Raw genomic sequence first — 25,025 nt, 5'->3', positions numbered from 1 at the left:
GATTTAGGTTTGGTCTTTTAGCGATCATTGCTGTTTCGTTCTTTAACAATCTGGAAGAAGTAAAGATTATTTATTGATCGGTTTGCCGTAAAAAGTAAATCGATGGGTAATGATTGTATGTATCAACAAACAAGCAACAACGTTGTACTTTCTTATCCCTGTAGCGCTCTTTGTTCACTTAGGTAGACAGAGGCTAACGTTATAGGGACAAGCGAATAAGTGCACATGGTGGATGCCTTGGCGATTACAGGCGATGAAGGACGTAGTAGCTTGCGATAAGCTGCGGGGAGTGAGCAAACACACTTTGATCCGCAGATTTCCGAATGGGGCAACCCACCCTTTTAGGGTATTGCAACCTGAATACATAGGGTTGCAAGGCGAACGCGGCGAACTGAAACATCTAAGTAGCTGCAGGAAAAGAAATCAACCGAGATTCCCAAAGTAGCGGCGAGCGAAATGGGAAGAGCCTGTACGTGATAGTCGGACCGATAACAGAATCCTCTGGAAATAGGAGCCATAGTGGGTGATAGCCCCGTATGTGAAATTGGACCGGTGATACTAAGCGTACGACAAGTAGGGCGGGACACGTGACATCCTGTCTGAATATGGGGGGACCATCCTCCAAGGCTAAATACTCGTAATCGACCGATAGTGAACCAGTACCGTGAGGGAAAGGCGAAAAGAACCCCGGAAGGGGAGTGAAATAGATCCTGAAACCGTGTGCATACAAACAGTAGGAGCGGACTTGTTCCGTGACTGCGTACCTTTTGTATAATGGGTCAGCGACTTACATTCAGTGGCAAGGTTAACCATATAGGGAAGCCGTAGAGAAATCGAGTCCGAATAGGGCGATCAGTCGCTGGGTGTAGACCCGAAACCAAGTGATCTACTCATGGCCAGGATGAAGGTGCGGTAACACGCCCTGGAGGTCCGAACCCACTAATGTTGAAAAATTAGGGGATGAGCTGTGGGTAGGGGTGAAAGGCTAAACAAACTTGGAAATAGCTGGTTCTCTCCGAAAACTATTTAGGTAGTGCCTCAAGTATCACCATCGGGGGTAGAGCACTGTTATGGCTAGGGGGTCATTGCGACTTACCAAACCATTGCAAACTCCGAATACCGATGAGTGCGAGCTTGGGAGACAGACGTCGGGTGCTAACGTCCGGCGTCAAGAGGGAAACAACCCAGACCGCCAGCTAAGGTCCCAAAGATTGGCTAAGTGGAAAACGAAGTGGGAAGGCTAAAACAGTCAGGATGTTGGCTTAGAAGCAGCCATCATTTAAAGAAAGCGTAATAGCTCACTGATCGAGTCGTCCTGCGCGGAAGATGTAACGGGGCTAAGCCAGTCACCGAAGCTGCGGATATATGCACATCCTTCAAGCACATTCAATCGAAGTGGAAAGCGTGGACGATACTTACTTGCGTAGCAAGTTAGTAGAGGCCAAAGCGCTGTGTACATCGAGTTGCAAGTTGAGAGTGTGTTTTAAGGATGTGCATATATGGTAGGAGAGCGTTCTGTAAGCCTGCGAAGGTGTCTTGTAAAGGATGCTGGAGGTATCAGAAGTGCGAATGCTGACATGAGTAGCGATAATGGGGGTGAAAAGCCTCCACGCCGTAAGCCCAAGGTTTCCTGTTCAACGTTCATCGGAGCAGGGTGAGTCGGCCCCTAAGGCGAGGCAGAGATGCGTAGCTGATGGGAAGCAGGTTAATATTCCTGCACCGTCGTATGATGCGATGGGGGGACGGATCGCGGAAGGTTGTCCAACTGTTGGAATAGTTGGTTTTTGGCTCATAGAAGGCGCTTAGGCAAATCCGGGCGCGTAATTCAAGGGGTTGAGACGAGTGCACTCGTGCATGAAGCAATCGGAAGTGGTTCCAAGAAAAGCCTCTAAGCTTCAGTCATACGAGACCGTACCGCAAACCGACACAGGTGGGCGAGATGAGTATTCTAAGGCGCTTGAGAGAACTCGGGAGAAGGAACTCGGCAAATTGGTACCGTAACTTCGGGAAAAGGTACGCCCCGGTAGCTTGACTGGTTTACTCCAGAAGGGTGAAAGGGTTGCAATAAACTGGTGGCTGCGACTGTTTAATAAAAACACAGCACTCTGCAAACACGAAAGTGGACGTATAGGGTGTGACGCCTGCCCGGTGCTGGAAGATTAAATGATGGGGTGCAAGCTCTTGATTGAAGTCCCAGTAAACGGCGGCCGTAACTATAACGGTCCTAAGGTAGCGAAATTCCTTGTCGGGTAAGTTCCGACCTGCACGAATGGCGTAACGATGGCCACACTGTCTCCTCCCGAGACTCAGCGAAGTTGAAATGTTTGTGATGATGCAATCTACCCGCGGCTAGACGGAAAGACCCCATGAACCTTTACTGTAGCTTTGCATTGGACTTTGAACCAATCTGTGTAGGATAGGTGGGAGGCTTTGAAGCGGGGACGCCAGTTCTCGTGGAGCCAACCTTGAAATACCACCCTGGTTTGTTTGAGGTTCTAACCTTGGTCCGTTATCCGGATCGGGGACAGTGCATGGTAGGCAGTTTGACTGGGGCGGTCTCCTCCTAAAGTGTAACGGAGGAGTTCGAAGGTACGCTAGATACGGTCGGACATCGTGTTGATAGTGCAATGGCATAAGCGTGCTTAACTGCGAGACTGACAAGTCGAGCAGGTACGAAAGTAGGACATAGTGATCCGGTGGTTCTGTATGGAAGGGCCATCGCTCAACGGATAAAAGGTACTCTGGGGATAACAGGCTGATTCCTCCCAAGAGTTCATATCGACGGGGGAGTTTGGCACCTCGATGTCGGCTCATCACATCCTGGGGCTGTAGCCGGTCCCAAGGGTATGGCTGTTCGCCATTTAAAGTGGTACGTGAGCTGGGTTTAAAACGTCGTGAGACAGTTTGGTCCCTATCTGCCGTGGGCGTTGGAAATTTGAAGGGGGCTGCTCCTAGTACGAGAGGACCGGAGTGGACGAACCTCTGGTGTACCGGTTGTCACGCCAGTGGCATTGCCGGGTAGCTAAGTTCGGAAGAGATAACCGCTGAAAGCATCTAAGCGGGAAACTTGCCTTGAGATGAGATTTCCCAGAGCCTTGAGCTCTTTGAAGGGTCGTTCGAGACCAGGACGTTGATAGGCTGGGTGTGGAAGTGCAGTAATGCATTAAGCTAACCAGTACTAATTGCCCGTACGGCTTGTCCCTATAACCTTAGCAGGTACAGAGGATAAGACAGTACAACGTTGCGTGTGTGTTGATACCATTCATTACCCCAATCTTTGCTTCTTCCAGATTCAGGCTTTGTCGCTCCACCGAGGACAAACGCCAGTACAAGTTATGCCTGATGACCATAGCAAGTTGGTCCCACCCCTTCCCATCCCGAACAGGACCGTGAAACAACTTTGCGCCGATGATAGTGCTGCAACCAGTGTGAAAGTAGGTTATCGTCAGGCTTGTTATTCGCAGTAGAAAAACACCCCGCCAGCAATGGTCGGGGTTTTTTTTCGTCTGCAGCTTGCATGCCGCCAGATCAACAGATCAAAAAACAGATCAAAAAAAAGCCCTGCGCTGCGCGCAGGGCCGCATCGATTTACCAAGCAGATCAGAAGTGGTAAGCCACTTTGACCACGCCGTAGTTCACGCCACTGTTTGGCTTTTTGTAGCCGCCGTTCGAAAAGTGCTGGATCTTGGCGCTGACCTCCCAGTTGTTGTCGAACACATAGCCGATGCCGGCATGGTCGCCAAACTGGAAGTGGGTCGACAGGCGGTTGTCGTCGTTGTTGTACAGCTTCGAGAGCATGTGCACGCCGATGCCGGCTTCGGCGTAGAAGCCGCGCTTGCTGGTGTTTTCAAAGCGGAACACTGGCGTCAAGCCCAGGTCCCACAGCTTTTGATGCTGGCCAGGAACATTTTTGTAGCTCTTGCCGTCCCAGCCGCCAATGCTGGCATCCCAGTAACCGCTCAGCTGGGTGCCGTTCGACACAAACCAGGCTTTGTCCCAGTTCGAGGTGACGCCGGCGCGCACCATCTGGATTTTCACGCCCTTGGCGTATTCGCCATAGACGGAGTCGATCAGCTTGTCGTCAGCGGCAAAGCTGGAGCTGGCGGCCATCAGCGCGGTCACAGCCGCAGCGAGGGTGAGGAGATTCTTCTTGAAGAACATAGAGGCTTTCATCGTAAAATTGGCCGTTAGGCTTGTCTTGTTTGCACAGGCATGCGTTTTGCTGCCATTCTCGCCACTCGATACTCAGAGGTTCAATTGACATTTTCTACAAAAATCACATTTCTCGGTACTGGCCTGATGGGGGATCCAATGGTCCGGCGCCTGCTGCAGGCGGGTTATTCTGTCACAGTTTGGAATCGTACGCACAGCAAGGCCCAGGAATTGCGCGCGGCCGGGGCAAATGCGCCCGCATTGCTGCTTGACGCCGTCGCGGGCGCGCAAATCGTCATCTCGATGCTGGAAGCGGGCCCTATCGTGGCGCAAGTGCTGGAAGACGCCTTGCCAGCCATGGCGCCAGCCACATTGTGGGTCGACATGAGTTCCACCAAACAGTCGGAAGCGCAGCAATTCCATGCGGCGCTGCGGGCGGCGGGTCACTCTTTCATTGATGCGCCCGTTTCGGGCGGCGTGGGTGGTGCGCAGGCTGGCAGCCTGGCCATCATGGCCGGCGGCAGCGCCGAAGACTATGACAAAGTGGCCGCTATTCTCACCGCCATGGGACGACCAACCCTGGTAGGACCCGCCGGCAGCGGCCAAGTCGCCAAGCTGTGCAATCAATTGATCGTGGGCGCCACCCTCAATATCGTGGCAGAAGCCTTGCTGTTGGCCCAGGCGGCCGGCGCCGATGCGGCGGCCGTGCGCACGGCGATCCGCGGCGGATTTGCCGAGAGCCGTATCCTGGAAGTGCACGGTCAGAGGATGCTGGAGCGCAATTTCGTCGCCGGTGGCCAGGTGAAAAGCCAGATCAAGGACATGCACAATATTCTTGCCGCCGCCGAGGCAGCGAACATCCGCTTGCCGGTGACGCAACTGGTCACCCGGCGTTATGAATCCATCGCCGAGACCCATGCGACGGCCGACCACGCCGCCGCCTTGCTGGCCCTGGAAGCCATCAATCCCGGCCAGCGGCTGGGAAGCGGCCCCGATAAACTCAGTTAGCTTAGGCCAGCGGCAAGCTCGTTTCTGCCAGCTTGACCCAGAAGCTCGCGCCGATCGGCAGCAGGTTGTCGTTGAAATCGTAGCTGCCATTGTGCAGCACGCATGGACCCAGGCCATGGCCGCCATCGCGGTGGTCGCCATCGCCGTTGCCGATAAAGATGTAGCAGCCGGCTTTTTCCTGCAGGAAGAACGAAAAATCTTCCGCGCCCATGGTGGGCTCGACGTTGTCATTGACCTTGTCGGCGCCGACCACCTGTTTCATCACTTCCACGGCAAATGCGGTTTCTTTCGCATGGTTGACCAGCGGCGGATAGTTGCGCTTGAAGTTGAATTCCACTTCGGCGCCAAAGGCGGCCGCCGTATGCACGGCGATGTCGCGCATGCGCTCTTCGATCAGGTCCAGCACCGGGGTGTTGAAGGTGCGCACGGTGCCGACCAGACTGGCGTTGTCCGGGATCACATTGGTGGCGCTGCCGGCGTGGATTTGCGTGATCGACAGCACGGCCGTGTCGAGCGGGCTCTTGTTGCGGGTGATGACGGTTTGCCAGCTTTGCGCGATCTGCACGGCCACCATCACCGGGTCGATGCCCTTGTGGGGCTGCGCCGCATGGGCGCCCTTGCCTTTGACGGTGACGTGAAATTCATTGCTCGATGCCATCATGGGCCCGGCCACCACGCTCAGGGTGCCGGCGGCGGCGCCTGGCCAGTTGTGCATGCCGTAGATGGCGTCCATCGGGAACTGCGTAAACAGGCCGTCGGCGATCATTTCGCGCGCGCCGGCGCCGCCTTCTTCGGCTGGCTGGAAGATCACATACACGGTGCCGTCGAAATGGCGGTTATGTGCCAGATGGTGGGCGGCGCCCAGCAGCATGGCCGTGTGGCCATCGTGGCCGCAGGCGTGCATCTTGCCCGGATGGCGCGAGGCGTGTTCAAAGGTATTTATTTCCTGCATCGGCAGGGCGTCCATGTCGGCGCGGATGCCGATGGCGCGCTTCGAGCTGCCGTTGCGGATAATGCCGACCACGCCGGTGCGGCCCAGCCCGCGCACGACGGGAATGCCCCATTCGGCCAGCTTGGCGGCGACGACGTCGGAGGTGCGCTGTTCTTCGTAGCATAATTCCGGATGGGCGTGCAGGTCGCGGCGGATACGTCGCAGCTCGGATTGAAACGCCAGGATGGGTTCAACTAGTTTCATCGTATTCTCCTGTAGATGCAGGCGGGCATCAGTGTACGGCACGCCGGGACGGGCACGTTTGATCGAAAACATACGCGCGTATGGGCCATTGTAGCCCGTGTCCTGCTTCCAGATCCAGCGCACAGGCCGCTGGCGGATCCGTCGCTGGCTGACAGCGGCGCGATGGTTTACAGTATCGGTTTTCCCCGACACTTTTTGGACTGCACCATGACCACCACACAAGTGCGTGCGACCTGCCCGCTCGACTGCCCCGATACCTGCGCCTTGCTGGTGACGGTAACCGACGGGGTGGCGACAAGCGTCAAGGGCGATCCCGACCATCCGACCACGGCCGGCGTGCTGTGCACCAAGGTATCGCGCTTTACGGAGCGCACCTATCATGCGGACCGGCTGCTGCACCCGCTGCGCCGCGTGGGCAAGAAGGGCGAAGGCAAGTTCGAGCGCATCAGCTGGGACGAAGCGCTCGACATTATCGCCGCGCGCCTGGCACCGATCACGGCGCGCAACCCGCAGGCGATTTTGCCGTACAGCTACTGCGGCACCATGGGCCTGGTGCAGGGCGAGTCGATGTCGTCACGCTTTTTCAACCAGCTCGGCGCCTCCCTGCTCGACCGTACCATCTGCGCCTCGGCCGGAGCCACTGGCTACCGCTACACGGTGGGCGCGACGATCGGCACGGACATGGAACAGTTCCAGAACGCCAAATTGATCATAATCTGGGGCGGCAATCCGATTGCCTCCAACCTGCATTTCTGGATGCGGGCCCAGGAAGCCAAGCGCAATGGCGCGACACTGATCGCGATCGACCCCTACCGCTCGCTGACGGCCGAGAAATGCCACCAGCATATCGCCTTGTTGCCCGGCACCGATGCGGCGCTGGCCCTGGGGCTGATGCATGTGCTGATCGACGAAGACCTGGTCGACCACGACTATATTGCCCAGTACACCCTGGGTTACGAAGCGCTGAAACAGCGCGCGCTGGAATGGACGCCCGAGCGCACGGCCGAGGTATGCGGCATCAGCGCCACGGAAGTGATCGAGCTGGCGCGGCTGTACGGGACGACCTGCCGCAGCGGTGACGGCGTGGCGATTCGCGCCAACTACGGCGTGCAGCGGGTGCGCGGCGGGGGGATGGCCGTGCGCAATATCGCCTGCCTGCCGGCGCTGACGGGCGCCTGGCGCCACGCGGCCGGCGGCATGCAGTTGTCGAGCTCGGGTTCCTTCCCCGTCAACCGCAAGGCGCTGCAGCGGCCGGATTTACTGAAGGGCGCGCCGCGCACCATCAATATGAGCACCATCGGCGACGACCTGCTGAAAGAAACCTCGGCCGCATTCGGCCCGCAGGTGGAAGCCGTGATCGTCTACAACTCGAACCCGCTGGCGGTGGCGCCCGATTCGTCGAAGGTGGCGCAGGGTTTTGCGCGCGAGGATCTGTTTACCGTCGTGCTCGAGCACTTCCAGACCGATACCGTCGACTATGCCGATATCGTGTTGCCAGCCACCACCCAGCTCGAGCACGTGGACGCGCATTCCACTTATGGCCATCTGTACATGATGGCCAACAATGCCGCCGTGGCGCCGCTGGGCGAAGCGAAAGCCAATACGGAAATTTTCCGTCTGCTGGCGCAGCGCATGGGCTTTGACGATCCGTGCTTCCAGGACAGCGACGACGCGCTGGCGGCCCAGGCGTTTGACGCCAGCGATGCGCGCGCTGTGCATTTCGACTGGGAATCGCTGAAACGGACGGGCTGGCAAAAACTGGCGATGCCCGACGCGCCGTTTGCCCACGGTGGTTTTGCCACGCCCTCGGGCAAGTGCGAGTTTTATTCGCAAGCCATGCTGGACGCCGGTCTCGACCCGCTGCCCACGTATATTGCGCCGTATGAATCGCCGGCCAGCAACCCGGAACTGGCGGCGCGCTTTCCGCTGGCGATGATTTCGCCGCCGGCGCGCAATTTTTTGAATTCCACGTTCGTGAACGTGAAAAGCCTGCGCGCGGCCGAGGGCGAACCGCACCTGGACATGCATCCCGATGATTGCAGCGCGCGCGGCATTGCCGTGGGCGACATGGTGCGCATCTTCAACGACCGTGGCAGTTTCGTGGCCAAGGTGCGCGTGACGGACAAGGCGCGGCGCGGCCTGGTGGTGGGCTTGTCGGTTTGGTGGAAAAAGCTGGCCAGCGACGGCAAGAACGCCAATGAAGTGACCAGCCAGCGCCTGACCGACATGGGCCGCGCGCCGACTTTCTACGATACGCTGGTCGAAGTGGAAAAGGTCGCCTGACATGGCCCGCATGCCCGCCACCGCAGTGCCGGGCATGCTGTGCCTGCTGCTGCTGGGCGGCTGCATGCAGCTGCGCTATTACACGCAGGCGGCGCAAGGGCAGTATGCGCTATGGTCGTCCGCGCGCCCGATCGATGCCTGGTTGAACGACCCGATCACCGAGCCGCGCCTGAAAGCGCGCCTGCACAAGGCGCAGCAGATCCGCCAATTTGCCGTGACCGAGCTGGGCCTGCCCGACAATGGCAGCTATAAAACCTACGCTGCGTTGCAACGCCCCTTCGTGCTGTGGAATGTGGTGGCGACCCCGGAGCTGTCGCTGCAGCCGCTGCAATGGTGTTTCCCGATCGCCGGCTGCGTCACCTATCGCGGCTATTATGACAAGAGCGAGGCGCAAGCCTATGCCGACCAATTGCGCGCCGAACACTACGATGTACAGGTGGGCGGCGTGCCGGCGTATTCCACCCTGGGCTGGTTTGACGATCCGCTGTTGTCGACCTTTATCAACTACACCGACGCCGAACTGGCGCGCATGATCTTTCACGAGCTGGCGCACCAGGTGGTGTATGTGCCCGGTGACTCTGCCTTCAATGAGTCGTTTGCCGTCGCCGTGGAAGAGGCCGGCGTGCAGCGCTGGCTGGCGCACGATGGCAATGTGGCCTTGCAAGCTGCCTATCTGCAATACACGAGCCGGCGCCAGGATTTCTTGACCCTGCTGCGCAAATACCGGGCGCAACTGGCTGCGCTGTATGCCAGCGATGTGCCGGACGCGGACAAACGCGTGCGCAAGGCGCTGGTGTTTGCCGCCCTGCAAGACGAATACCAGCTTCTGAAGCAGCACTGGGGTGGATATGCCGGCTATGACCGCTGGTTCGAGCAGCCTTTGAGCAATCCTCATCTTGCTTCGGTAAGCACTTACGATCAATTTTTGCCGGCCTTTAAAAAATTGCTGGAAGAAAAAAAGAACTTTCGTGCTTTTTATGCTGCAGTGCACACAATGTCTCTGCTGGACCAGTCCGAGCGTCGTCGTCGGCTGCAGCACAGCCTGCCCCGTGACCCGTAAAGATTGTCAGCTTCACCAAGCCTGCAGTTGCTGCCACGCCGGATTTGATATGCTGCATTGCAACATAAAATACCCCTGGAGTTCCTGTTCTAATACTGCTGAAAGCGCTTGCATGGAAGCCGTGCGCCCGATAGCATCGCGTTAGCGGCATCGAGCAATTGCTCGTCAGAATGCTCATCATGACTGCAGGACAGCGTATCCGCAGCAGTAATCAGCGCCGGCCAGGCAGGCCAGCTCCCCGTGATTATTCGAGACAAGAGGCACAGCATGGAAAAAATTTGGCTGAAGTCATATCCGCCCGGCGTCCCCGCCGAGATCGATCCTGATCAATATCGTTCGCTGGTGCACTTGCTCGAAGAAGCGTTTCAAAAATATGCGGATCGCCCTGCCTATGTCTGCATGGACAAATTCCTGAGCTATGCCGAACTCGACACCTATTCGCGGCAACTGGGCGCCTTCCTGCAAAGCCGGGGCCTGAAGAAAGGCGCGCGCGTCGCGCTGATGATGCCCAATGTGCTGCAGTATCCGGTGGCGATCGCGGCCGTGCTGCGTGCCGGCTACACGGTGGTCAATGTCAATCCGCTGTACACGCCGCGCGAGCTGGAACACCAGCTCAACGATTCGGGCAGCGAAGCGATCATTGTGCTGGAAAACTTTGCCCATACCCTGGAGCAAGTGCTGAGCAAGACGGTCGTGAAACATATCATCGTCGCCAGCATGGGCGAGATGCTGGGCGGCGTGAAAGGCATGCTGGTCAATTTCGTGGTGCGCAACGTCAAGAAGATGGTGCCCGCTTATTCGCTGCCGAACGCGATGCGCTTCAAGAGCGCGCTGTCGCACGGCAGCCGCATGAAGCTCACTCCCGTCGAGCTGCATATCAATGAGCCGGCGTTTCTGCAATACACGGGCGGCACCACCGGCGTGTCGAAAGGCGCCACGCTCAGCCACCGCAACGTCATCGCCAATGTGCTGCAGACCGAAGCGTGGTCGTCGGCCGCGCTCGACCCGGACAACAAGGAACAGTTGACCATCATCTGCGCCTTGCCGCTGTACCATATCTTTGCGCTGACGGCCTGTGCGCTGTGGGGCACGCGCCTGGGGGGCCTGAATGTGCTGGTGCCGAACCCGCGCGATATTGCTGGCCTGATCAAGGAACTGGGCAAGTACAAATTCAACCTGCTGCCGGCCGTCAACACGCTATACAACGCGCTGGTCAATCACCCCGACTTTGCGCGCCTCGATTTCTCCGGCCTGAAAATTGCCAATGGCGGCGGCATGGCGGTGCAAAAATCGGTCAACGACAAGTGGCAGCAGGTGACGGGCGTGGCCATCATCGAAGGCTATGGCCTGTCGGAAACCTCACCCGTGGCCACCTGCAACCGCGCCGACAGCACGGCGTTTTCCGGCACCATCGGCCTGCCGATTCCGTCGACCGAAATCGCGATTCTCGACGATGATGGCAATGAAGTAGGGCTGGGCCAGGCGGGCGAAATCGCCATCCGTGGCCCGCAAGTGATGAGCGGCTACTGGAACCGTCCCGATGAAACGGCCAAGGTCATGACGTTTGACGGCTACTTCAAGTCGGGCGACGTGGGCATCATGGACGAGCGCGGCTATGTGAAAATCGTCGACCGCAAGAAGGACATGATCCTGGTGTCCGGCTTCAATGTGTATCCGAACGAACTCGAAGGCGTGATTGCGGCCCACCCGGGCGTGCTCGAATGCGCCTGCGTGGGCGTGCCCGACGAGCACTCGGGCGAAGCCGTGAAAGTGTTTGTGGTGCGCAAGGACCCGAACCTGACGGTGGAGACCCTGATGGCGTATTGCAAAGAACAATTCACGGGCTACAAGCGGCCGAAATTCATCGAATTCAGGGATGAACTGCCGAAGACCAATGTGGGCAAGATTTTGCGCCGCGCCCTGCGCGACGAGCCGAAAGCAGTGGCCTAAACACCGGGAGGCGCCAGGGCGGCGCGTCCCTTCACAGATAAAGATGAGGCAAGATGGACAAGATTTGGTTGAAGTCATACCCGGACAGCGTGCCGCACGAGATCGATTGCACGCAATACCGTTCCGTCACGCATTTGCTGGAAGAATCGTTCCAGAAGTACGCGGACCGCAATGCTTTCGTGTGCATGGATAAATTCCTCACCTACCGCGAGCTCGACAAATTGTCGCTGCAGATGGGCGCCTGGCTGCAAGGCAAGGGCCTGTCGCCCGGCGCGCGGGTGGCCATCATGCTGCCCAACGTGCTGCAGTATCCGGTGGCGATGGCGGCGATTCTGCGCGCCGGCTATACGGTGGTCAACGTCAATCCCCTGTATACGCCGCGCGAATTGCAGCACCAGTTGGTCGACTCGGGCAGCGAGGCCATCATCGTGCTGGAAAACTTCGCCACCACGGTCGAACAGGTGCTGGCGCACACCCAGGTGAAACATGTGATCGTCGCCACCATGGGCGACTTGCTCGGTGGCCTGAAAGGCACTATCGTCAATTTCGTGGTGCGCAAAATCAAGAAAATGGTGCCGGCCTTCAAGCTGCCGGGCGCCATCGGTTTTAACAAGATGCTGGCCGAAGGCGCGCGCATGCAGTTGACGCCGGTGCAGCAGGGCCATGACGATATCGTCTTCCTGCAATACACGGGCGGCACCACGGGCGTATCGAAAGGCGCGATGCTGCTGCACCGTAACGTGATCGCCAATGTGCTGCAAAACGAGGCGTGGCTGGCGCCGGTGATGACGAAAGAGATGCGCGCCACCTCGATGGGTTTCGTGTGCGCTTTGCCGCTGTATCACATTTATTCGCTGACGGTCAGCGCGCTGATGGGCATGCGCCTGGGCGGCCTGAACGTGCTGGTGCCGAACCCGCGCGACATTCCCGGTTTCGTCAAGGAACTGGCCAAGTACAAGATCGTCGTCTTCCCGGCCGTCAATACCCTGTACAACGCCTTGCTCAACAATGCCGACTTCGCCAAGCTCGATTTTTCCAGCTATAAAGTGTGCAATGGCGGCGGCATGGCCTTGCAGCGCAATGTGGCCGAGCGCTGGCTGAAAGTGACCGGTTGCCCGCTGATCGAAGGCTATGGCATGTCGGAAACTTCGCCGGTCGTCACCGGCAACCGCGTCGACATCACCGAATTTACAGGCACCATCGGCATGCCGATTCCGTCGACCGACGTGGCGATCCTCGACGACGATGGCGTCGAAGTACCGCTGGGCCAGCCGGGCGAAATTGCCGTGAAAGGCCCGCAAGTGATGGCCGGCTACTGGCAGCGCCCCGATGAAACCGCGAAATCGATGACGGCGGACGGTTACTTCAAGACCGGCGACGTCGGTATCATGGATGAGCGCGGCTATGTGCGCATCGTCGACCGCAAGAAAGACATGATCATCGTCTCGGGCTTCAATGTGTATCCGAACGAGGTGGAAGAGGTGGTTTCTTCCTGTCCCGGCGTGCTCGAATGCGCTTGCATCGGTGTGCCCGACGGCAATTCCGGCGAAGCCGTGAAAGTTTTTGTGGTGCGCAAGGATCCCAACCTGACGGTGGAGCAGATCCGCGAGCACTGCAAGCATGAATTGACGGCCTACAAGAAACCGAAATACATCGAGTTCCGCGATGAACTGCCGAAGACCAATGTCGGCAAGATCTTGCGCCGTCAGTTACGTGACGAGAAAAAGGTTGCCTAGACTGCTGACAAGGTTGTGTCCGCCGCCAGCTTCCGTTTTGGCCTGGCGGGCAGGCCGAAGCAGGCGCGCAGCCAGCCCACCTTGCCGATCACCAGCGAGGTCCCCAGCCAGCAGATCAGCACGGTGCATGAGAGTATCAATGCCGGTTCGATCAGCGGACCGAGCCGCAGCGGCACCAGCCAGTAGGCGAGCAGCACGATCGCGCTCTGGTGCAGGATGTACCACGGGTAGACGGCTTGCCGGGCCCACGGCAGCCAGGCAAACGGGCGGTTGAGCAGGGCGTGCGACCAGCCCAGGATGGTGCAGATGGCCAGCCACATGTACAGATTACGCATCGGCCAGGAGCCGATCGAGGCCCAGGTCAGCAGGTTTTCCGAATATATCAGGTCAAAGCCGATATAGGCGGCAAACGCGCACGGCGCCAGCAGCAGCGCATGCCAGCGCAGCCGTGCCAGTTCCTGCCACAGGCCCTTGTCATTGCCCAGCCACCAGCCGTACAAATACATGGTGAAATAGATGGCGTGCGCATACCAGTCTTTGACCAGCGCATGGGTTTCCGGATAACGCAGTTTCAGGAAGACGGTGGCCGCCAGCGTCGGCAGGGCAGGCAGCGCCAGCAGGCGCCAGCCGCGCAGGCCGGTGAATATCGGCCTGATCCTGGCCAGCACCGGTTGCAGAGCCACCAGCACGATGGTGTACAGCAGCAGATACACCAGATACCACAGATGATTCCAGGTAAAACTGGTTTTCCAGCCCGAAAAGGCGCCGGCCGGCCAGGCGTGGCGGCCAAAATAATCCAGCAGGAACTGTCCATAGCCAGGTTCGACCAGGCCATTGCTGACGCCTTCGCAATAAGGTTGCAGCGGCACCACCACCAGCACCCCAAACAGCAGCGGCAGCAGCAAGCGCCTGACCCGGCGCCACAGGAAGGCGCCGCGCGATGTTTGCGTCATCATGGCGCAGGACACGCCTGAAATGATGAAGACGATCTCCATGCGCCAGCGGTTGATGAATACCATCGGGAAATTCAATGTTTCCGTCAGGTAGCTACTCTTCATGTGGAAGTCGGCACCAGCCAGGTACAGCATGGCCGTGTGATAGACGATCAGCAGGCTGAAGACCAGAAAGCGCAGGGCGTCGATATCGTGCCGGCGGGTGTCGGGAGTCATGGTGGCTACGCTGTCAAGTGAAGGAATGCCCAGCTTAGGCAGGACGCCAGGACTCCACCAGCGAAAAGTGACCAATTGCCGGCTGTTTGTGACAAGCGGTGGTCCCGGGGACGGCCGAGAAACCTTACAATCATGCAACTCATTTATCGCCAGAGACCATGCGCCTGTCTTCCACCGATCTGCTGCAACGATATCAACGCTGGCGCGGTGTGGCCGAGCCCGGTTTCTGGATCGTCCTGTATCTGCTGCAAACCTCGCTCAACTGCTGGATCAGTTGGCTTGATCGCGTACGCACCCATGTCCAGACACCGTTGTGGGAAGTGGCGGTTTGGGAGTGGAGCAGCAACCTGGTGTTGCTGGCGCTGGTCCCGGTGGTGATTTTTGCCAACCAGCTGCGCCCCTTGCACCTGGTATTCCAGCGCCAGAACCTGCGCTGGCACCTGGCGGCGTCCGTCATCTACAGCCTGGCGCATGTGCTGGCGATGGTGGCGCTGCGCAAACTGGCCTACTGGAGCTGCGGCAGTGATTACGATTTTGGTGACTGGTGGCAGGAACTGCCGTATGAATATGTCAAGGATGTGCGTACTTACTTCTCGATTCTGCTGTTTATCGGCTTTTACCAGTTGCTGCTGATGCGCTGGCAGGGCGAGGCGACATTGCTTGGCGAGCCGGACCAGGGACCGGCGGTGGAGCCGGTCGCCCAGCCCGAGCGTTTTCTGGTGCGCAAACTGGGCAAGGATTTTTTGCTGCCGGCGGCGGAGATCGAATGGATACAGGCCTGGGGCAACTATGTGAACCTGCATGTGCGCGGCCACGACTACCCATTGCGCTCGACCATGGCGGCCATCGAACGGCGCCTCGACGCCACATGCTTTGTGCGCGTGCACCGCAGTTATATCGTCAACCTCGCTTTTGTGAAAAGCATCGCGCCGCTGGAATCGGGCGACGCGCGCGCCATGCTGGCGACCGGTGGCGAAGTGCCGGTCAGCCGGCGCTACCGCGACGCCCTGAAAAAAGTTGCGATGGCCTGATCAGCTTTGCAAGCCGGCCTTGCCGTCCAGGACGCTGAAGCTGGCCACGGTGGCGATGTTTGATGCGCTGTCGCGCACATTGTCCAGGCCCTGGAACCAGGCGGAGGTTTTGGCCGGCGTGATCTCCATCAGCATATAGCCGCGCTTGTCGCTGCGCCCGTAACGGATATGCGGATTCATCGCCACGTAGTCGTCGGTGCGCGACTGCGGGCGCGAACTCGAGGTGATCGAGGTGCCGCAGAATTCGGTGGCCAGCACCGGATTGGCGCGCGAGATGGGACGCATGGCGTCGCGGCTCAGTTCGTTGGCATAAAACGTGTGTACGTCGCCCGACAGTACCAGTGGATTGCGCGCGCCGCTGCCGTGCAAGGCATCGAACAGGTGCTGGCGCGCCACCGGATAGCCATCCCAGCCATCGGTCCAGATCCGTTCGTCGCCGGGGCGGGTGACCGGCACCTGGCTCGATTGTGCCATCAGGGTCTGCTGCGCCAATATATTCCAGCGCGCGGGCGATTTTTTCAGACCCTCCTCAAGCCAGCGTTCTTGCGCGGCGCCCAGCATGGTGCGCTCCGGCTTGCGCAAGTCAAGGCAGGCGCGGGTGGTGACGGAATTGGAGCCACCCCGGTACGGCTTGGGGCAGGCATGGTGGGCGCGGTACTGGCGGTCGTCGAGCACGTGGAAGCGCGCCAGGCGGCCCCAGTCGTAGCGCTGGTAGATGCGCATGTCGACAAAACCGCGCCGGCCCAGCGGCAGCAGGCGCAGCGGCATATGTTCATAGAAGGCCTGATAGGCGGCCGCGCGGCGCTGCAAAAAGGTGGGCGTGAGCAGCTCGTCGCGCTCGTTGCCGTAGTCATTGGCCACCTCATGGTCGTCCCAGGTGACGATCCACGGCGCCACCCGGTGCGCGCCCTGCAAATCCGCATCGCTTTTATACTGTGCATAGCGGGCGCGGTACTGTTCCAGATTGAAACTCTCGTCGCGGCGCACGGCCCGTTGCGGATGCTGTAGCTGGTAGGCGCCCCACTCATAGATATAGTCGCCGAGGAAGGCGATCAGGTCCGGCGCGGCCGCAGCGATATGCCGGTGCGCCGCATAGCTGCCGAATTCCCAGTGCTGGCACGAAGCGACCGCCAGTTTCAACGATGCCGGCATGGAAGAGGGCGCTGGCGCCGTGCGCGTGCGCCCGACCGGGCTGACGGCGTCGCCAAAAATGAAACGGTAGCAGTACCAGCGCCCGGGTTCGAGACCGGTCACGTCGACATGCACGCTGTGCGCCAGTTCCGGCGAGGCCATGGCCTGGCCCTTGGCGACGATGTGCCGGAAGGCCTCATCGTCGGCCACTTCCCAGCGCACGGCCAGGGCAATGGCCGGCGTGGCGGATGCCTGCAGCGGATCGTAGTTGATGCGTGTCCAGATCACCACCGCGTCGGGCAGGGGCGAGCCGGAAGCGACGCCCAGCGCAAACGGATAGCCGGCGCCGTTCATCCTGGTGGCCGTGCTGGTGCCGGAGCCGGCCAGCGCGCTGCCGGCCGCTGTCAGCGCGGCGATGCGTGCAGCGCTGGCGAGAAAAATGCGGCGCTGGCTATCCATGAGGCAGGCTATTGCGACAGCAGGGTTTCGATCGGCGGCACCTGGCGCGGCTTGCGGTCCGAATCGGTGGCGACGTAGATCAGGGTCGCTTCCGTGACCTTGACGATGCACGCTTGCAGGCGGTTTCGCTCGGCATACACTTCCACGTTGACGGTGATCGAGGTATTTCCCACTTTGACGATCTCGGCGTAGAACGACAGCAGATCGCCGACGAACACGGGGTTTTTGAAGACGAAGGAGTTGACGGCAATCGTCGCAACCCTGCCGTTGGCGCGCCGGGTGGCCGGCAGCGAGCCGGCGATATCGACCTGGGCCATGATCCAGCCGCCGAACACATCGCCGTAGACATTGGCGTCCGCAGGTGCGGGCATCATGCGCAGTTCGGGCATTTTGCCGGCGGGCAGGCCGGAGGCGAGGCAATTGTCGGGGCGTGCTGGGGAGGTGCTCATCGTTTATTCTCATGAAGGGCTACAATTGCCCTGATTGAACCATAAAAAACCGACCTTCGCCATGCGCCGCTCCCAGACTCCCCCCCCACCTCGCTCGCCCGCCGCCGCCAGCCGCAGCGATTTCGCCACCCTGAAAACCTTGCTGCCCTATTTATGGGTCTACAAATGGCGCGTGCTGCTGGCGCTGCTGTGCCTGGTCGGCGCCAAGCTGGCCAATGTGGGCGTGCCATTGATTTTGAAAAAGCTGGTCGACGCCATGAGCGTGACAACCTCGCACCCGCAGGCGCTGCTGGTGTTGCCCGTCGCCCTGCTGGTGGCCTACGGTTTATTACGTGTCTCGACCACCGTGTTTACCGAGCTGCGCGAATTTTTGTTTGCCCGCGTCACCCAGCGCGCCGTGCGCACCATTGCGCTGCAGGTGTTCCGCCACCTGCATGCGCTCTCCTTGCGCTTTCACCTGAACCGCCAGACGGGCGGCATGACGCGCGATATCGAACGCGGCACGCGCAGCGTCGGCTCGCTGATTTCCTACACCCTGTTCAATATCCTGCCGACGCTGGTGGAAATCACCCTGGTGCTCGGTTACCTGGTGCTGCATTACGACATCTGGTTTACCGTCATCACGGCGGTGGCGCTGGTGTCGTATATCGCCTTTACCGTGCTGGTGACGAACTGGCGCACGCACTTCCGGCGCACCATGAACGATCTCGATTCCAAGGCGAACACCAAAGCCATCGACTCGCTGATCAACTACGAGACCGTCAAGTATTTTGGCAATGAAGACTACGAGGCGCGCCGCTATGACGAGGGTCTGCAGCGCTATGAATCGGCGGCCGTCAGGTCGCAAACCTCGCTGTCCCTGCTGAACACGGGCCAGTCGCTGATCATCGCCACCGCCGTCACCCTGATTTTGTGGCGCGCGACGGTGGGCGTGATCGGCGGCAGCATGACCCTGGGCGACCTGGTGCTGGTCAACGCCTTCATGATCCAGCTGTATATTCCGCTCAATTTCCTGGGTGTGATCTACCGCGAAATCAAGCAAAGCCTGGCCGACATGGAGCGCCTGTTTTCACTGCTCGACGAGAACCGCGAAATCGCCGATACGCCGCAAGCCAGGCCGCTGGTCACGCACGGCGCGGCGGTGCGCTTTGCGCACGTCGATTTCAGTTATGAAGCCAAGCGCCAGATCCTGTTCGATGTCGACTTCCAGATTGCCGCCGGCACTACCACGGCGGTGGTCGGCCACAGCGGTTCGGGCAAGTCGACCCTGTCTCGCCTGTTGTTCCGCTTCTATGAAGTCAACGACGGCAGCATCACCATCGACGGCCAGGATCTGCGCGCCATCACCCAGGACTCGCTGCGCGCGGCGATCGGCATCGTGCCGCAAGATACCGTGCTGTTCAACGACACCATCGAATACAACATCGCCTACGGCAAGCCGGGCGCCAGCAAGGAGGCCATCGTGGCGGCGGCCAGGGCGGCGTCGATCCACGACTTCATCGAAAGCCTGCCGGACGGTTATCAATCGATGGTGGGCGAGCGTGGCTTGAAACTGTCGGGCGGCGAAAAGCAGCGCGTGGCAATTGCCCGCACCTTGCTGAAAGACCCCGCCATCCTGATTTTCGACGAGGCCACCTCGGCGCTCGACTCGAAAGCCGAACAGGCGATCCAGGCGCAGCTGAAGGACATCGCGAAGAACCGCACGACCCTGGTGATTGCCCACCGCTTGTCGACGGTGGCCGACGCCCAGCAGATCCTGGTGCTGGACCACGGCCGCATCGTCGAGCGGGGCACGCATCCGCAATTGCTCGCTGCCGGTGGCCTGTATGCGCAGATGTGGCAGCGCCAGCAGGCGGGCCAGCGCGATGAAGAGGAAAGTGACAGCGATGCATTGAGCCTGGCCAAATAAGTGCGTCGCCGTAAAACAGTAGGAAAAATGCTACAGCGATGGCACTTCGCTGGTGCGCCGCGTCCCTATTCCGGTGAAACTGATTGTCAATCGAAGAAAAGGGCTGGTATGGTGCGGGAAATGAAATAAAATCAATCCATTGGTGGTATTGACACCCCAGTTGTTTCGTCCAGGCCCGGCCTGGTTTGTCTGCTCAGGAGAATCTATGAAATTGACCAAAATTATTGCAACACTGCTCAGCGTCGGCGTCATCGGCAGCATGTCGCCAGCCCAAGCCCAGGAATTGACGGGCACCTTGGCCAAAATCAAAAAAGCCGGTTCCGTCACGCTCGGCGTACGCGACGGCTCGGTACCGTTTTCCTATCTCGATGACAAGCAGCAGTACCAGGGCTATTCCATCGACCTGTGCATGAAGGTCGTCACGGCCCTGCAAAAACACCTGGGCCTGAGCGAACTGAAAGTGGTGATGAGCCCTGTCACCTCGGCCAACCGCATCCCGCTGATGGCCAACGGCACCATCGACCTCGAATGCGGTTCGACCACCAACAACCTGGAGCGCCAGCAGCAGGTCGCGTTCGCGCCGACCATGTTCGTGATCGCCAATCGCTTGCTGGCCAAGAAATCGTCGAACATCAAGAGCCTGGAAGACATGCGCGGCAAGACCCTGGTCGCTACCGCCGGCACCTCGACCGTCAAGCAGATGACGATCCTGAACAAGGAAAAAAACCTGGGCATGAACATCGCGATCGCCAAGGACCATCCTGAATCGTTCCTGATGCTCGAAACGGGCCGCGCCGTGGCCGAAACCAACGACGACATCCTGCTCGCCTCGCAAGTGGCCAACTCGAAAAATCCGGGCGACTACGAGATCACCAAGGAAGCCCTGTCGGTCGAGCCGTACGGCATCATGATGCGCAAGGGCGACCCGGCGTTCAAGAAAGTGGTCGACGATGCGTTGACGCGCCTGTACAAGAGCGACGACATCAACCGTATTTATGCGAAATGGTTTACCTCGAATATTCCGCCTAAAAACATCAACCTGAATTTCCCGATGCCGCCGCAATTGAAAGCGGTCTTCGCCAACCCGACCGATTCGGGCGATCCGGCGGCCTACGCGGCCGTGCCGGAAGCGCAAAAGGCGTCGGACAAAAAGAAAAAATAACAGGACTGCGTGAAAAACCGGGAGGCGCGAGCCTCCCGTTTCATTTTGCGTGCGGCGGCCAGCCTGCTGGCCGCCGTCTGATGGCTGCATGGGAAGGATCAACATGAATTACAACTGGAATTGGCGCATCTTCTGGGAGACTTCTCCCGACGGTGTCAGCACATATATGGACACCTTGTGGTCCGGCCTGACCTGGACCCTGGCCACCGCCGGCGCGGCCTGGATCATGGCGTTGATACTGGGTCTGGTGATCGGCACCATTCGCACCCTGCCCAACAAATGGGTGGTCGGTGTCGCCAACGCCTATGTCGAATTATTCCGCAACGTGCCTCTGCTGGTGCAGATGTTCTTGTGGTATTTCGTGATGCCGGAATTGCTGCCGGCCGACCTGGGCAACTGGATCAAGTCGCTGCCGAACGCGCCGTTCGTCACGGCCGTCCTGTGCCTGGGCTTTTTCACCTCGTCGCGGGTGGCGGTGCAGGTCACTACCGGCATCGAAGCGCTGCCGCGCGGGCAAAAACTGGCCGGCACGGCGCTGGGATTGACCCTGCCGCAAACCTACCGCTTCATCTTGCTGCCGATGGCCGCGCGCGTGATCATGCCGCCTTTGACCAGCGAATTTTTGAACATCATCAAGAATAGTTCCGTGGCGTTGACCATTGGCCTGGTCGAACTGACGGCCAGCGCGCGCGCCATCCAGGAGTTTTCCTTCCAGGTGTTCGAAGCGTTTTCGGCCGCCACCATCATCTACGTCGCCGTCAACCTGCTGGTGGTGGTCCTGATGGCGCTGATCGAGAAAAAGATCGCCATCCCCGGCTTTATCGTCGCCGGCAGCAAATCGGGAGGACACTGATATGTTCGGTAATTTCGACTTCGATGTCATCTCGCGTTCCTGGGTCTACCTGTTCCAGGTTGGCATGCTGTTTACTCTCAAGCTGACGGCGCTGGCGATGGTCGGCGGCATCGTGCTGGGCACCTTGCTGGCGCTGATGCGCCTGTCGAGCAGCCGCATCCTGTCGACTGTGGCGTCGAGCTACGTCAACCTGATACGCTCGATTCCGCTGGTGCTGGTGATCTTCTGGTTCTATTTCCTGGTGCCGTATATCGCCGCCTGGATCATCGGCGCCGACGAACCGGTCAAGGTGGGCGCGTTCTCGTCGGCCCTGATCACCTTCATCCTGTTCGAGGCGGCGTATTACTGCGAGATCATGCGCAGCGGCATACAGTCGATTCCGCGCGGCCAGGTCTGGGCCGGCCAGGCGCTGGGCATGAACTATTACCAGACCATGGTCAATATCGTGCTGCCGCAGGCGTTCCGCAACATGATCCCGGTGCTGCTGACGCAAACCATCGTGCTGTTCCAGGACGTGTCGCTGGTGTACGTGCTGTCGATCCCCGATTTCGTCGGCGCCGCCTCGAAAATTGCCCAGCGCGATGGCCGCCTGGTGGAGATGTATGTGTTCGTGGCCGTCGTGTATTTCGTGCTGTGCTATGCCCTGTCGTTCCTGGTCAAGCGCCTGCAAAAACGCGTCGCCATTATCCGTTAATCCTGGCAGCCCGGTGCTGACGTCTACAGAAAGAAAATGATGATTGAACTGAAAAATGTAAGCAAATGGTATGGCCACTTCCAGGTACTGACCGACTGCAGTACCGAAGTGTCGAAGGGTGACGTGATGGTCATCTGCGGCCCTTCGGGTTCCGGAAAATCGACCCTGATCAAGACCGTCAACGGCCTCGAACCGATCCAGAAAGGGCAGATCATCGTCGACAATATCGCCGTCAACGATGCGAAGACCAATCTGTCGAAACTGCGCGCGCGCATCGGCATGGTGTTCCAGAACTTCGAGCTGTTCCCGCACCTGAGCATCCGCGAAAACCTGACCATCGGCCAGATCAAGGTGTTGGGCCGCAGCGCCGACGAAGCCAACGCCAAGGGCCTGAAATACCTGGACCGCGTGGGCCTCTTGTCGCAGCAGGACAAGTTCCCCGGCCAGCTGTCGGGCGGCCAGCAGCAGCGCGTGGCGATCGCCCGCGCGCTGTCGATGGACCCGATCGCCATGCTGTTCGACGAGCCGACCTCGGCGCTCGACCCGGAGATGATCAACGAAGTGCTCGATGTGATGGTCGGCCTGGCACAAGAGGGCATGACGATGATGGTCGTCACGCACGAAATGGGCTTTGCCAAGCGCGTGGCCAACCGCATCGTCTTCATGGACCAGGGCAAGATCATCGAAGACTGCAGCAAGGATGAGTTCTTCACCACCACGCGCTCGGACCGCGCGCGTGATTTCCTGGCGAAAATCATTCACTGAGTTTTCTCTCCTCGTTAAAAGCGGCCGGCATCCACCGGCCGTTTTTGCGTGTGCACCCGATTAACGGCGCGCTTGCGGCTGGTAAAATGGCGCCATCCGCCATCACCGCCCGAGAGCTGCTGCCATGTCCACACCCGATCACACCGCTTCCTCCATCACCATCGCCCGTCCCGACGACTGGCATTTGCACCTGCGCGACGGCGCCGTGATGGCCAGCGTGCTGCCGCACAGCGCGCGCCAGTTCGGCCGCGCCATCGTGATGCCGAATTTGAAGCCGCCCGTCACCACCACCGCCGACGCCGCCGCCTACCGCGAGCGCATCCTGGCCGCCGTGCCGGAAGGCGTCAGTTTCGACCCGCTGATGGTGCTGTACCTGACGAATAACACCTCGCCCGACGAAATCCGCCGCGCGCAGGACAGCGGCATCGTGCAGGCCGTCAAACTGTATCCGGCCGGCGCCACCACCAACTCCGATGCTGGCGTGACTGACCTGAAAAACTGCTACAAGGTGCTCGAAGTGATGCAGGAAGTGGGCATGCCCTTCCTCGTGCACGGCGAAGTGACCGACCCCGAGATTGATATTTTTGATCGCGAAGCCGTCTTCATCGAACGCGTGATGCGCCCGCTGCGCAGTAGTTTCCCGGCCCTGTCGGTGGTGTTCGAACATATCACCACCAAGGACGCGGCGCAGTACGTGGCCGAGGCCGAAGGCCCGATCGCCGCCACCATCACCGCGCATCACTTGCTGTACAACCGCAACGAGATTTTCAAGGGCGGCATCCGTCCCCATTACTATTGCCTGCCGATCCTGAAGCGCGAAGAACACCGCCTGGCCCTGATGACGGCGGCCGCCAGCGGCGACGAACGCTTTTTCCTCGGCACCGACTCGGCGCCGCATGCGCAAGGCGCCAAGGAAATGGCCTGCGGCTGCGCCGGCTGCTACACGGCCCTGCACGCGATGGAGCTGTATGCCGAAGCGTTCGAACGCGCCGGCGCGCTCGACAAACTGGAAGCGTTCGCCAGCTTCCACGGCCCGGCCTTCTACGGCCTGCCGCGCAATACCGATACCATCACCCTGAAACGGGAAAGCTGGACCTTGCCGGACTCGCTGCCGCTGGGCGAGAACCACGTGATTCCGCTCAACGCCGGCGAGCAGATCAACTGGAAGATGGTGTAAGCGGCCATGCTGCCATCGATAGACTGGACCCGGCCCTGGTACGCCACGGTGCTGCCGGCGCGGGGGCGGCTGGACTTGCAGCGCCATGCGGTCATCGAAGCGTTGAATCTGCAGGCGCGCGCGCTGGACCTGCGCAACCCATCTGGCCTGCCGCTGGGCTTTGTGCCGCAAGCGGACTTGCCCGAAGGCGTGGCGTATGAAGCGTTTATCGGTGCCACCGGCGGCGTGCCCACGCGCGACAATCTGCACGACTTTTTCAACGCCCTCGTCTGGCTCACTTTCCCGCTGATCAAGCGGCAATTGAACGCCTTGCAGGCGGCGCAGATCGCCTTGTCGGGTGTCGGCAAATCGCGCGGGCCGGCGCGCGATGGCGCGACGATTTTTGACGAAAATTCGGCGCTGCTGGTGCTGCGCGACAGCCAGGCCGGCCATGCGCTGGACGCAGCCTTGCGCGCGCATGACTGGCAGGGCGTGTTTGTCGACCAGCGCGCACAGTTTGGCGCCAAAGGCGACGCCGACGTCTGGCTGTTCGGCCACGCGCTGATGGAAAAACTGGTGGCGCCCTACAAGGCCATCACGGCGCACACGCGCGTGGTGTTTGCCGGTGACGACTACTTTGCGCTGGACGACAGGGAACGGCGTGTCTGGCTCGATGCAAAAGTGGCGCATGACCTGGCGCAACAAGGCTTGAGCACGGCCGATTTCACGCCCTTGCCGGTGCTGGGCATTCCCGGCTGGTGGCCAGAACAGGATGCGCGGTTTTATGGCGACACGGCGGTTTTCCGCCCGAAGCGCAAAGCCGCATGAAAACCAACACAGCGCAGCAGCGCGAAAGGACCGGC

Annotated in this window: 18 protein-coding genes and 2 rRNA genes; 15 read left to right on the top strand and 5 right to left on the bottom strand. The window is 59.7% G+C overall.

What is annotated here, in order from left to right; genetic code table 11:
• The first annotated feature begins 205 nt into the window (after positions 1–205).
• Both CD932_RS09070 and rrf read left to right on the top strand, forming a co-directional pair.
• Positions 206–3,203, top strand: a 23S ribosomal RNA gene (locus CD932_RS09070).
• Positions 3,204–3,338: 135 nt separating this feature from the next.
• Positions 3,339–3,451, top strand: a 5S ribosomal RNA gene (rrf, locus tag CD932_RS09065).
• A gap of 149 nt (positions 3,452–3,600) precedes the next feature.
• On the opposite strand, the gene CD932_RS09060 is transcribed toward rrf, so the two are convergent.
• The gene (locus CD932_RS09060) at positions 3,601–4,173 is read right to left on the bottom strand and encodes an acyloxyacyl hydrolase (RefSeq protein ID WP_254926534.1); all 573 of its coding nucleotides are present in this window, start codon (positions 4,171–4,173) and stop codon (positions 3,601–3,603) included.
• A gap of 39 nt (positions 4,174–4,212) precedes the next feature.
• On the opposite strand from CD932_RS09060, the gene CD932_RS09055 reads away from it, so the two are divergent.
• Positions 4,213–5,160, top strand: a complete 948-nt coding sequence (locus tag CD932_RS09055; RefSeq protein WP_094442351.1) for an NAD(P)-dependent oxidoreductase — start codon at positions 4,213–4,215, stop codon at positions 5,158–5,160.
• Between the two features lies 1 nt (position 5,161).
• On the opposite strand, the gene CD932_RS09050 is transcribed toward CD932_RS09055, so the two are convergent.
• Complete coding sequence (locus CD932_RS09050) at positions 5,162–6,355, bottom strand: M20 aminoacylase family protein (protein ID WP_094443553.1); 1,194 nt, start codon at positions 6,353–6,355, stop codon at positions 5,162–5,164.
• A 207-nt stretch (positions 6,356–6,562) separates the two neighbouring features.
• Between CD932_RS09050 and CD932_RS09045 the strand changes: the two genes are divergently transcribed.
• The 4 genes from CD932_RS09045 (at position 6,563) to CD932_RS09030 (ending at position 13,384) form a co-directional block, all read left to right on the top strand.
• Positions 6,563–8,638 (top strand): molybdopterin-dependent oxidoreductase, encoded by a 2,076-nt coding sequence (locus tag CD932_RS09045; protein ID WP_094442350.1) that lies wholly within the window; start codon positions 6,563–6,565, stop codon positions 8,636–8,638.
• Between the two features lie 10 nt (positions 8,639–8,648).
• A complete protein-coding gene (locus CD932_RS09040) occupies positions 8,649–9,698 on the top strand; it encodes an aminopeptidase (RefSeq protein WP_254926533.1) in 1,050 nt (349 codons plus the stop codon).
• A gap of 267 nt (positions 9,699–9,965) precedes the next feature.
• Complete coding sequence (locus CD932_RS09035; RefSeq protein WP_094442348.1) at positions 9,966–11,648, top strand: long-chain-fatty-acid--CoA ligase; 1,683 nt, start codon at positions 9,966–9,968, stop codon at positions 11,646–11,648.
• 53 nt (positions 11,649–11,701) lie between these two features.
• Complete coding sequence (locus tag CD932_RS09030) at positions 11,702–13,384, top strand: long-chain-fatty-acid--CoA ligase (protein WP_094442347.1); 1,683 nt, start codon at positions 11,702–11,704, stop codon at positions 13,382–13,384.
• Here CD932_RS09030 and CD932_RS09025 read toward each other — a convergent pair.
• Positions 13,381–14,553, bottom strand: a complete 1,173-nt coding sequence (locus tag CD932_RS09025; protein WP_094442346.1) for an acyltransferase family protein — start codon at positions 14,551–14,553, stop codon at positions 13,381–13,383. The two genes, CD932_RS09030 and CD932_RS09025, sit on opposite strands and share 4 nt — an antisense overlap.
• Positions 14,554–14,711: 158 nt before the next feature.
• Here CD932_RS09025 and CD932_RS09020 point away from each other — a divergent pair, with 158 nt between their 5' ends.
• The gene (locus CD932_RS09020) at positions 14,712–15,584 is read left to right on the top strand and encodes a LytTR family DNA-binding domain-containing protein (protein ID WP_094442345.1); all 873 of its coding nucleotides are present in this window, start codon (positions 14,712–14,714) and stop codon (positions 15,582–15,584) included.
• Here CD932_RS09020 and CD932_RS09015 read toward each other — a convergent pair whose 3' ends face one another.
• Complete coding sequence (locus CD932_RS09015; RefSeq protein ID WP_094442344.1) at positions 15,585–17,174, bottom strand: alkaline phosphatase; 1,590 nt, start codon at positions 17,172–17,174, stop codon at positions 15,585–15,587.
• Positions 17,175–17,182: 8 nt separating this feature from the next.
• Positions 17,183–17,623, bottom strand: a complete 441-nt coding sequence (locus tag CD932_RS09010; RefSeq protein WP_094442343.1) for an acyl-CoA thioesterase — start codon at positions 17,621–17,623, stop codon at positions 17,183–17,185.
• A gap of 61 nt (positions 17,624–17,684) precedes the next feature.
• On the opposite strand from CD932_RS09010, the gene CD932_RS09005 reads away from it, so the two are divergent.
• The 7 genes from CD932_RS09005 (at position 17,685) to CD932_RS08975 (ending at position 24,990) form a co-directional block, all read left to right on the top strand.
• On the top strand, positions 17,685–19,532 hold the full coding sequence (locus tag CD932_RS09005; RefSeq protein WP_094443552.1) for an ABC transporter ATP-binding protein/permease: 1,848 nt from the start codon (positions 17,685–17,687) through the stop codon (positions 19,530–19,532).
• Positions 19,533–19,737: 205 nt separating this feature from the next.
• The gene (locus CD932_RS09000) at positions 19,738–20,694 is read left to right on the top strand and encodes an amino acid ABC transporter substrate-binding protein (protein WP_094442342.1); all 957 of its coding nucleotides are present in this window, start codon (positions 19,738–19,740) and stop codon (positions 20,692–20,694) included.
• Between the two features lie 103 nt (positions 20,695–20,797).
• Complete coding sequence (locus CD932_RS08995; RefSeq protein ID WP_094442341.1) at positions 20,798–21,547, top strand: amino acid ABC transporter permease; 750 nt, start codon at positions 20,798–20,800, stop codon at positions 21,545–21,547.
• Position 21,548: 1 nt separating this feature from the next.
• Positions 21,549–22,241: an amino acid ABC transporter permease gene (locus tag CD932_RS08990; protein ID WP_094442340.1), complete on the top strand. Its 693-nt coding sequence runs from the start codon at positions 21,549–21,551 to the stop codon at positions 22,239–22,241.
• A gap of 39 nt (positions 22,242–22,280) precedes the next feature.
• Positions 22,281–23,006: an amino acid ABC transporter ATP-binding protein gene (locus tag CD932_RS08985; RefSeq protein ID WP_094443551.1), complete on the top strand. Its 726-nt coding sequence runs from the start codon at positions 22,281–22,283 to the stop codon at positions 23,004–23,006.
• A 124-nt stretch (positions 23,007–23,130) separates the two neighbouring features.
• The gene (gene pyrC, locus CD932_RS08980) at positions 23,131–24,183 is read left to right on the top strand and encodes a dihydroorotase (protein WP_094442339.1); all 1,053 of its coding nucleotides are present in this window, start codon (positions 23,131–23,133) and stop codon (positions 24,181–24,183) included.
• A 6-nt stretch (positions 24,184–24,189) separates the two neighbouring features.
• On the top strand, positions 24,190–24,990 hold the full coding sequence (locus CD932_RS08975) for a DUF3025 domain-containing protein (protein WP_094442338.1): 801 nt from the start codon (positions 24,190–24,192) through the stop codon (positions 24,988–24,990).
• Positions 24,991–25,025 lie beyond the last annotated feature (35 nt).

The sequence above is a fragment of the Janthinobacterium sp. PC23-8 genome, assembly GCF_002250505.1.
Taxonomy (GTDB): domain Bacteria; phylum Pseudomonadota; class Gammaproteobacteria; order Burkholderiales; family Burkholderiaceae_D; genus Janthinobacterium.
Note: the sequence above shows the minus strand (reverse complement) of the source record. Positions and strands in the feature narration are given on the sequence as shown.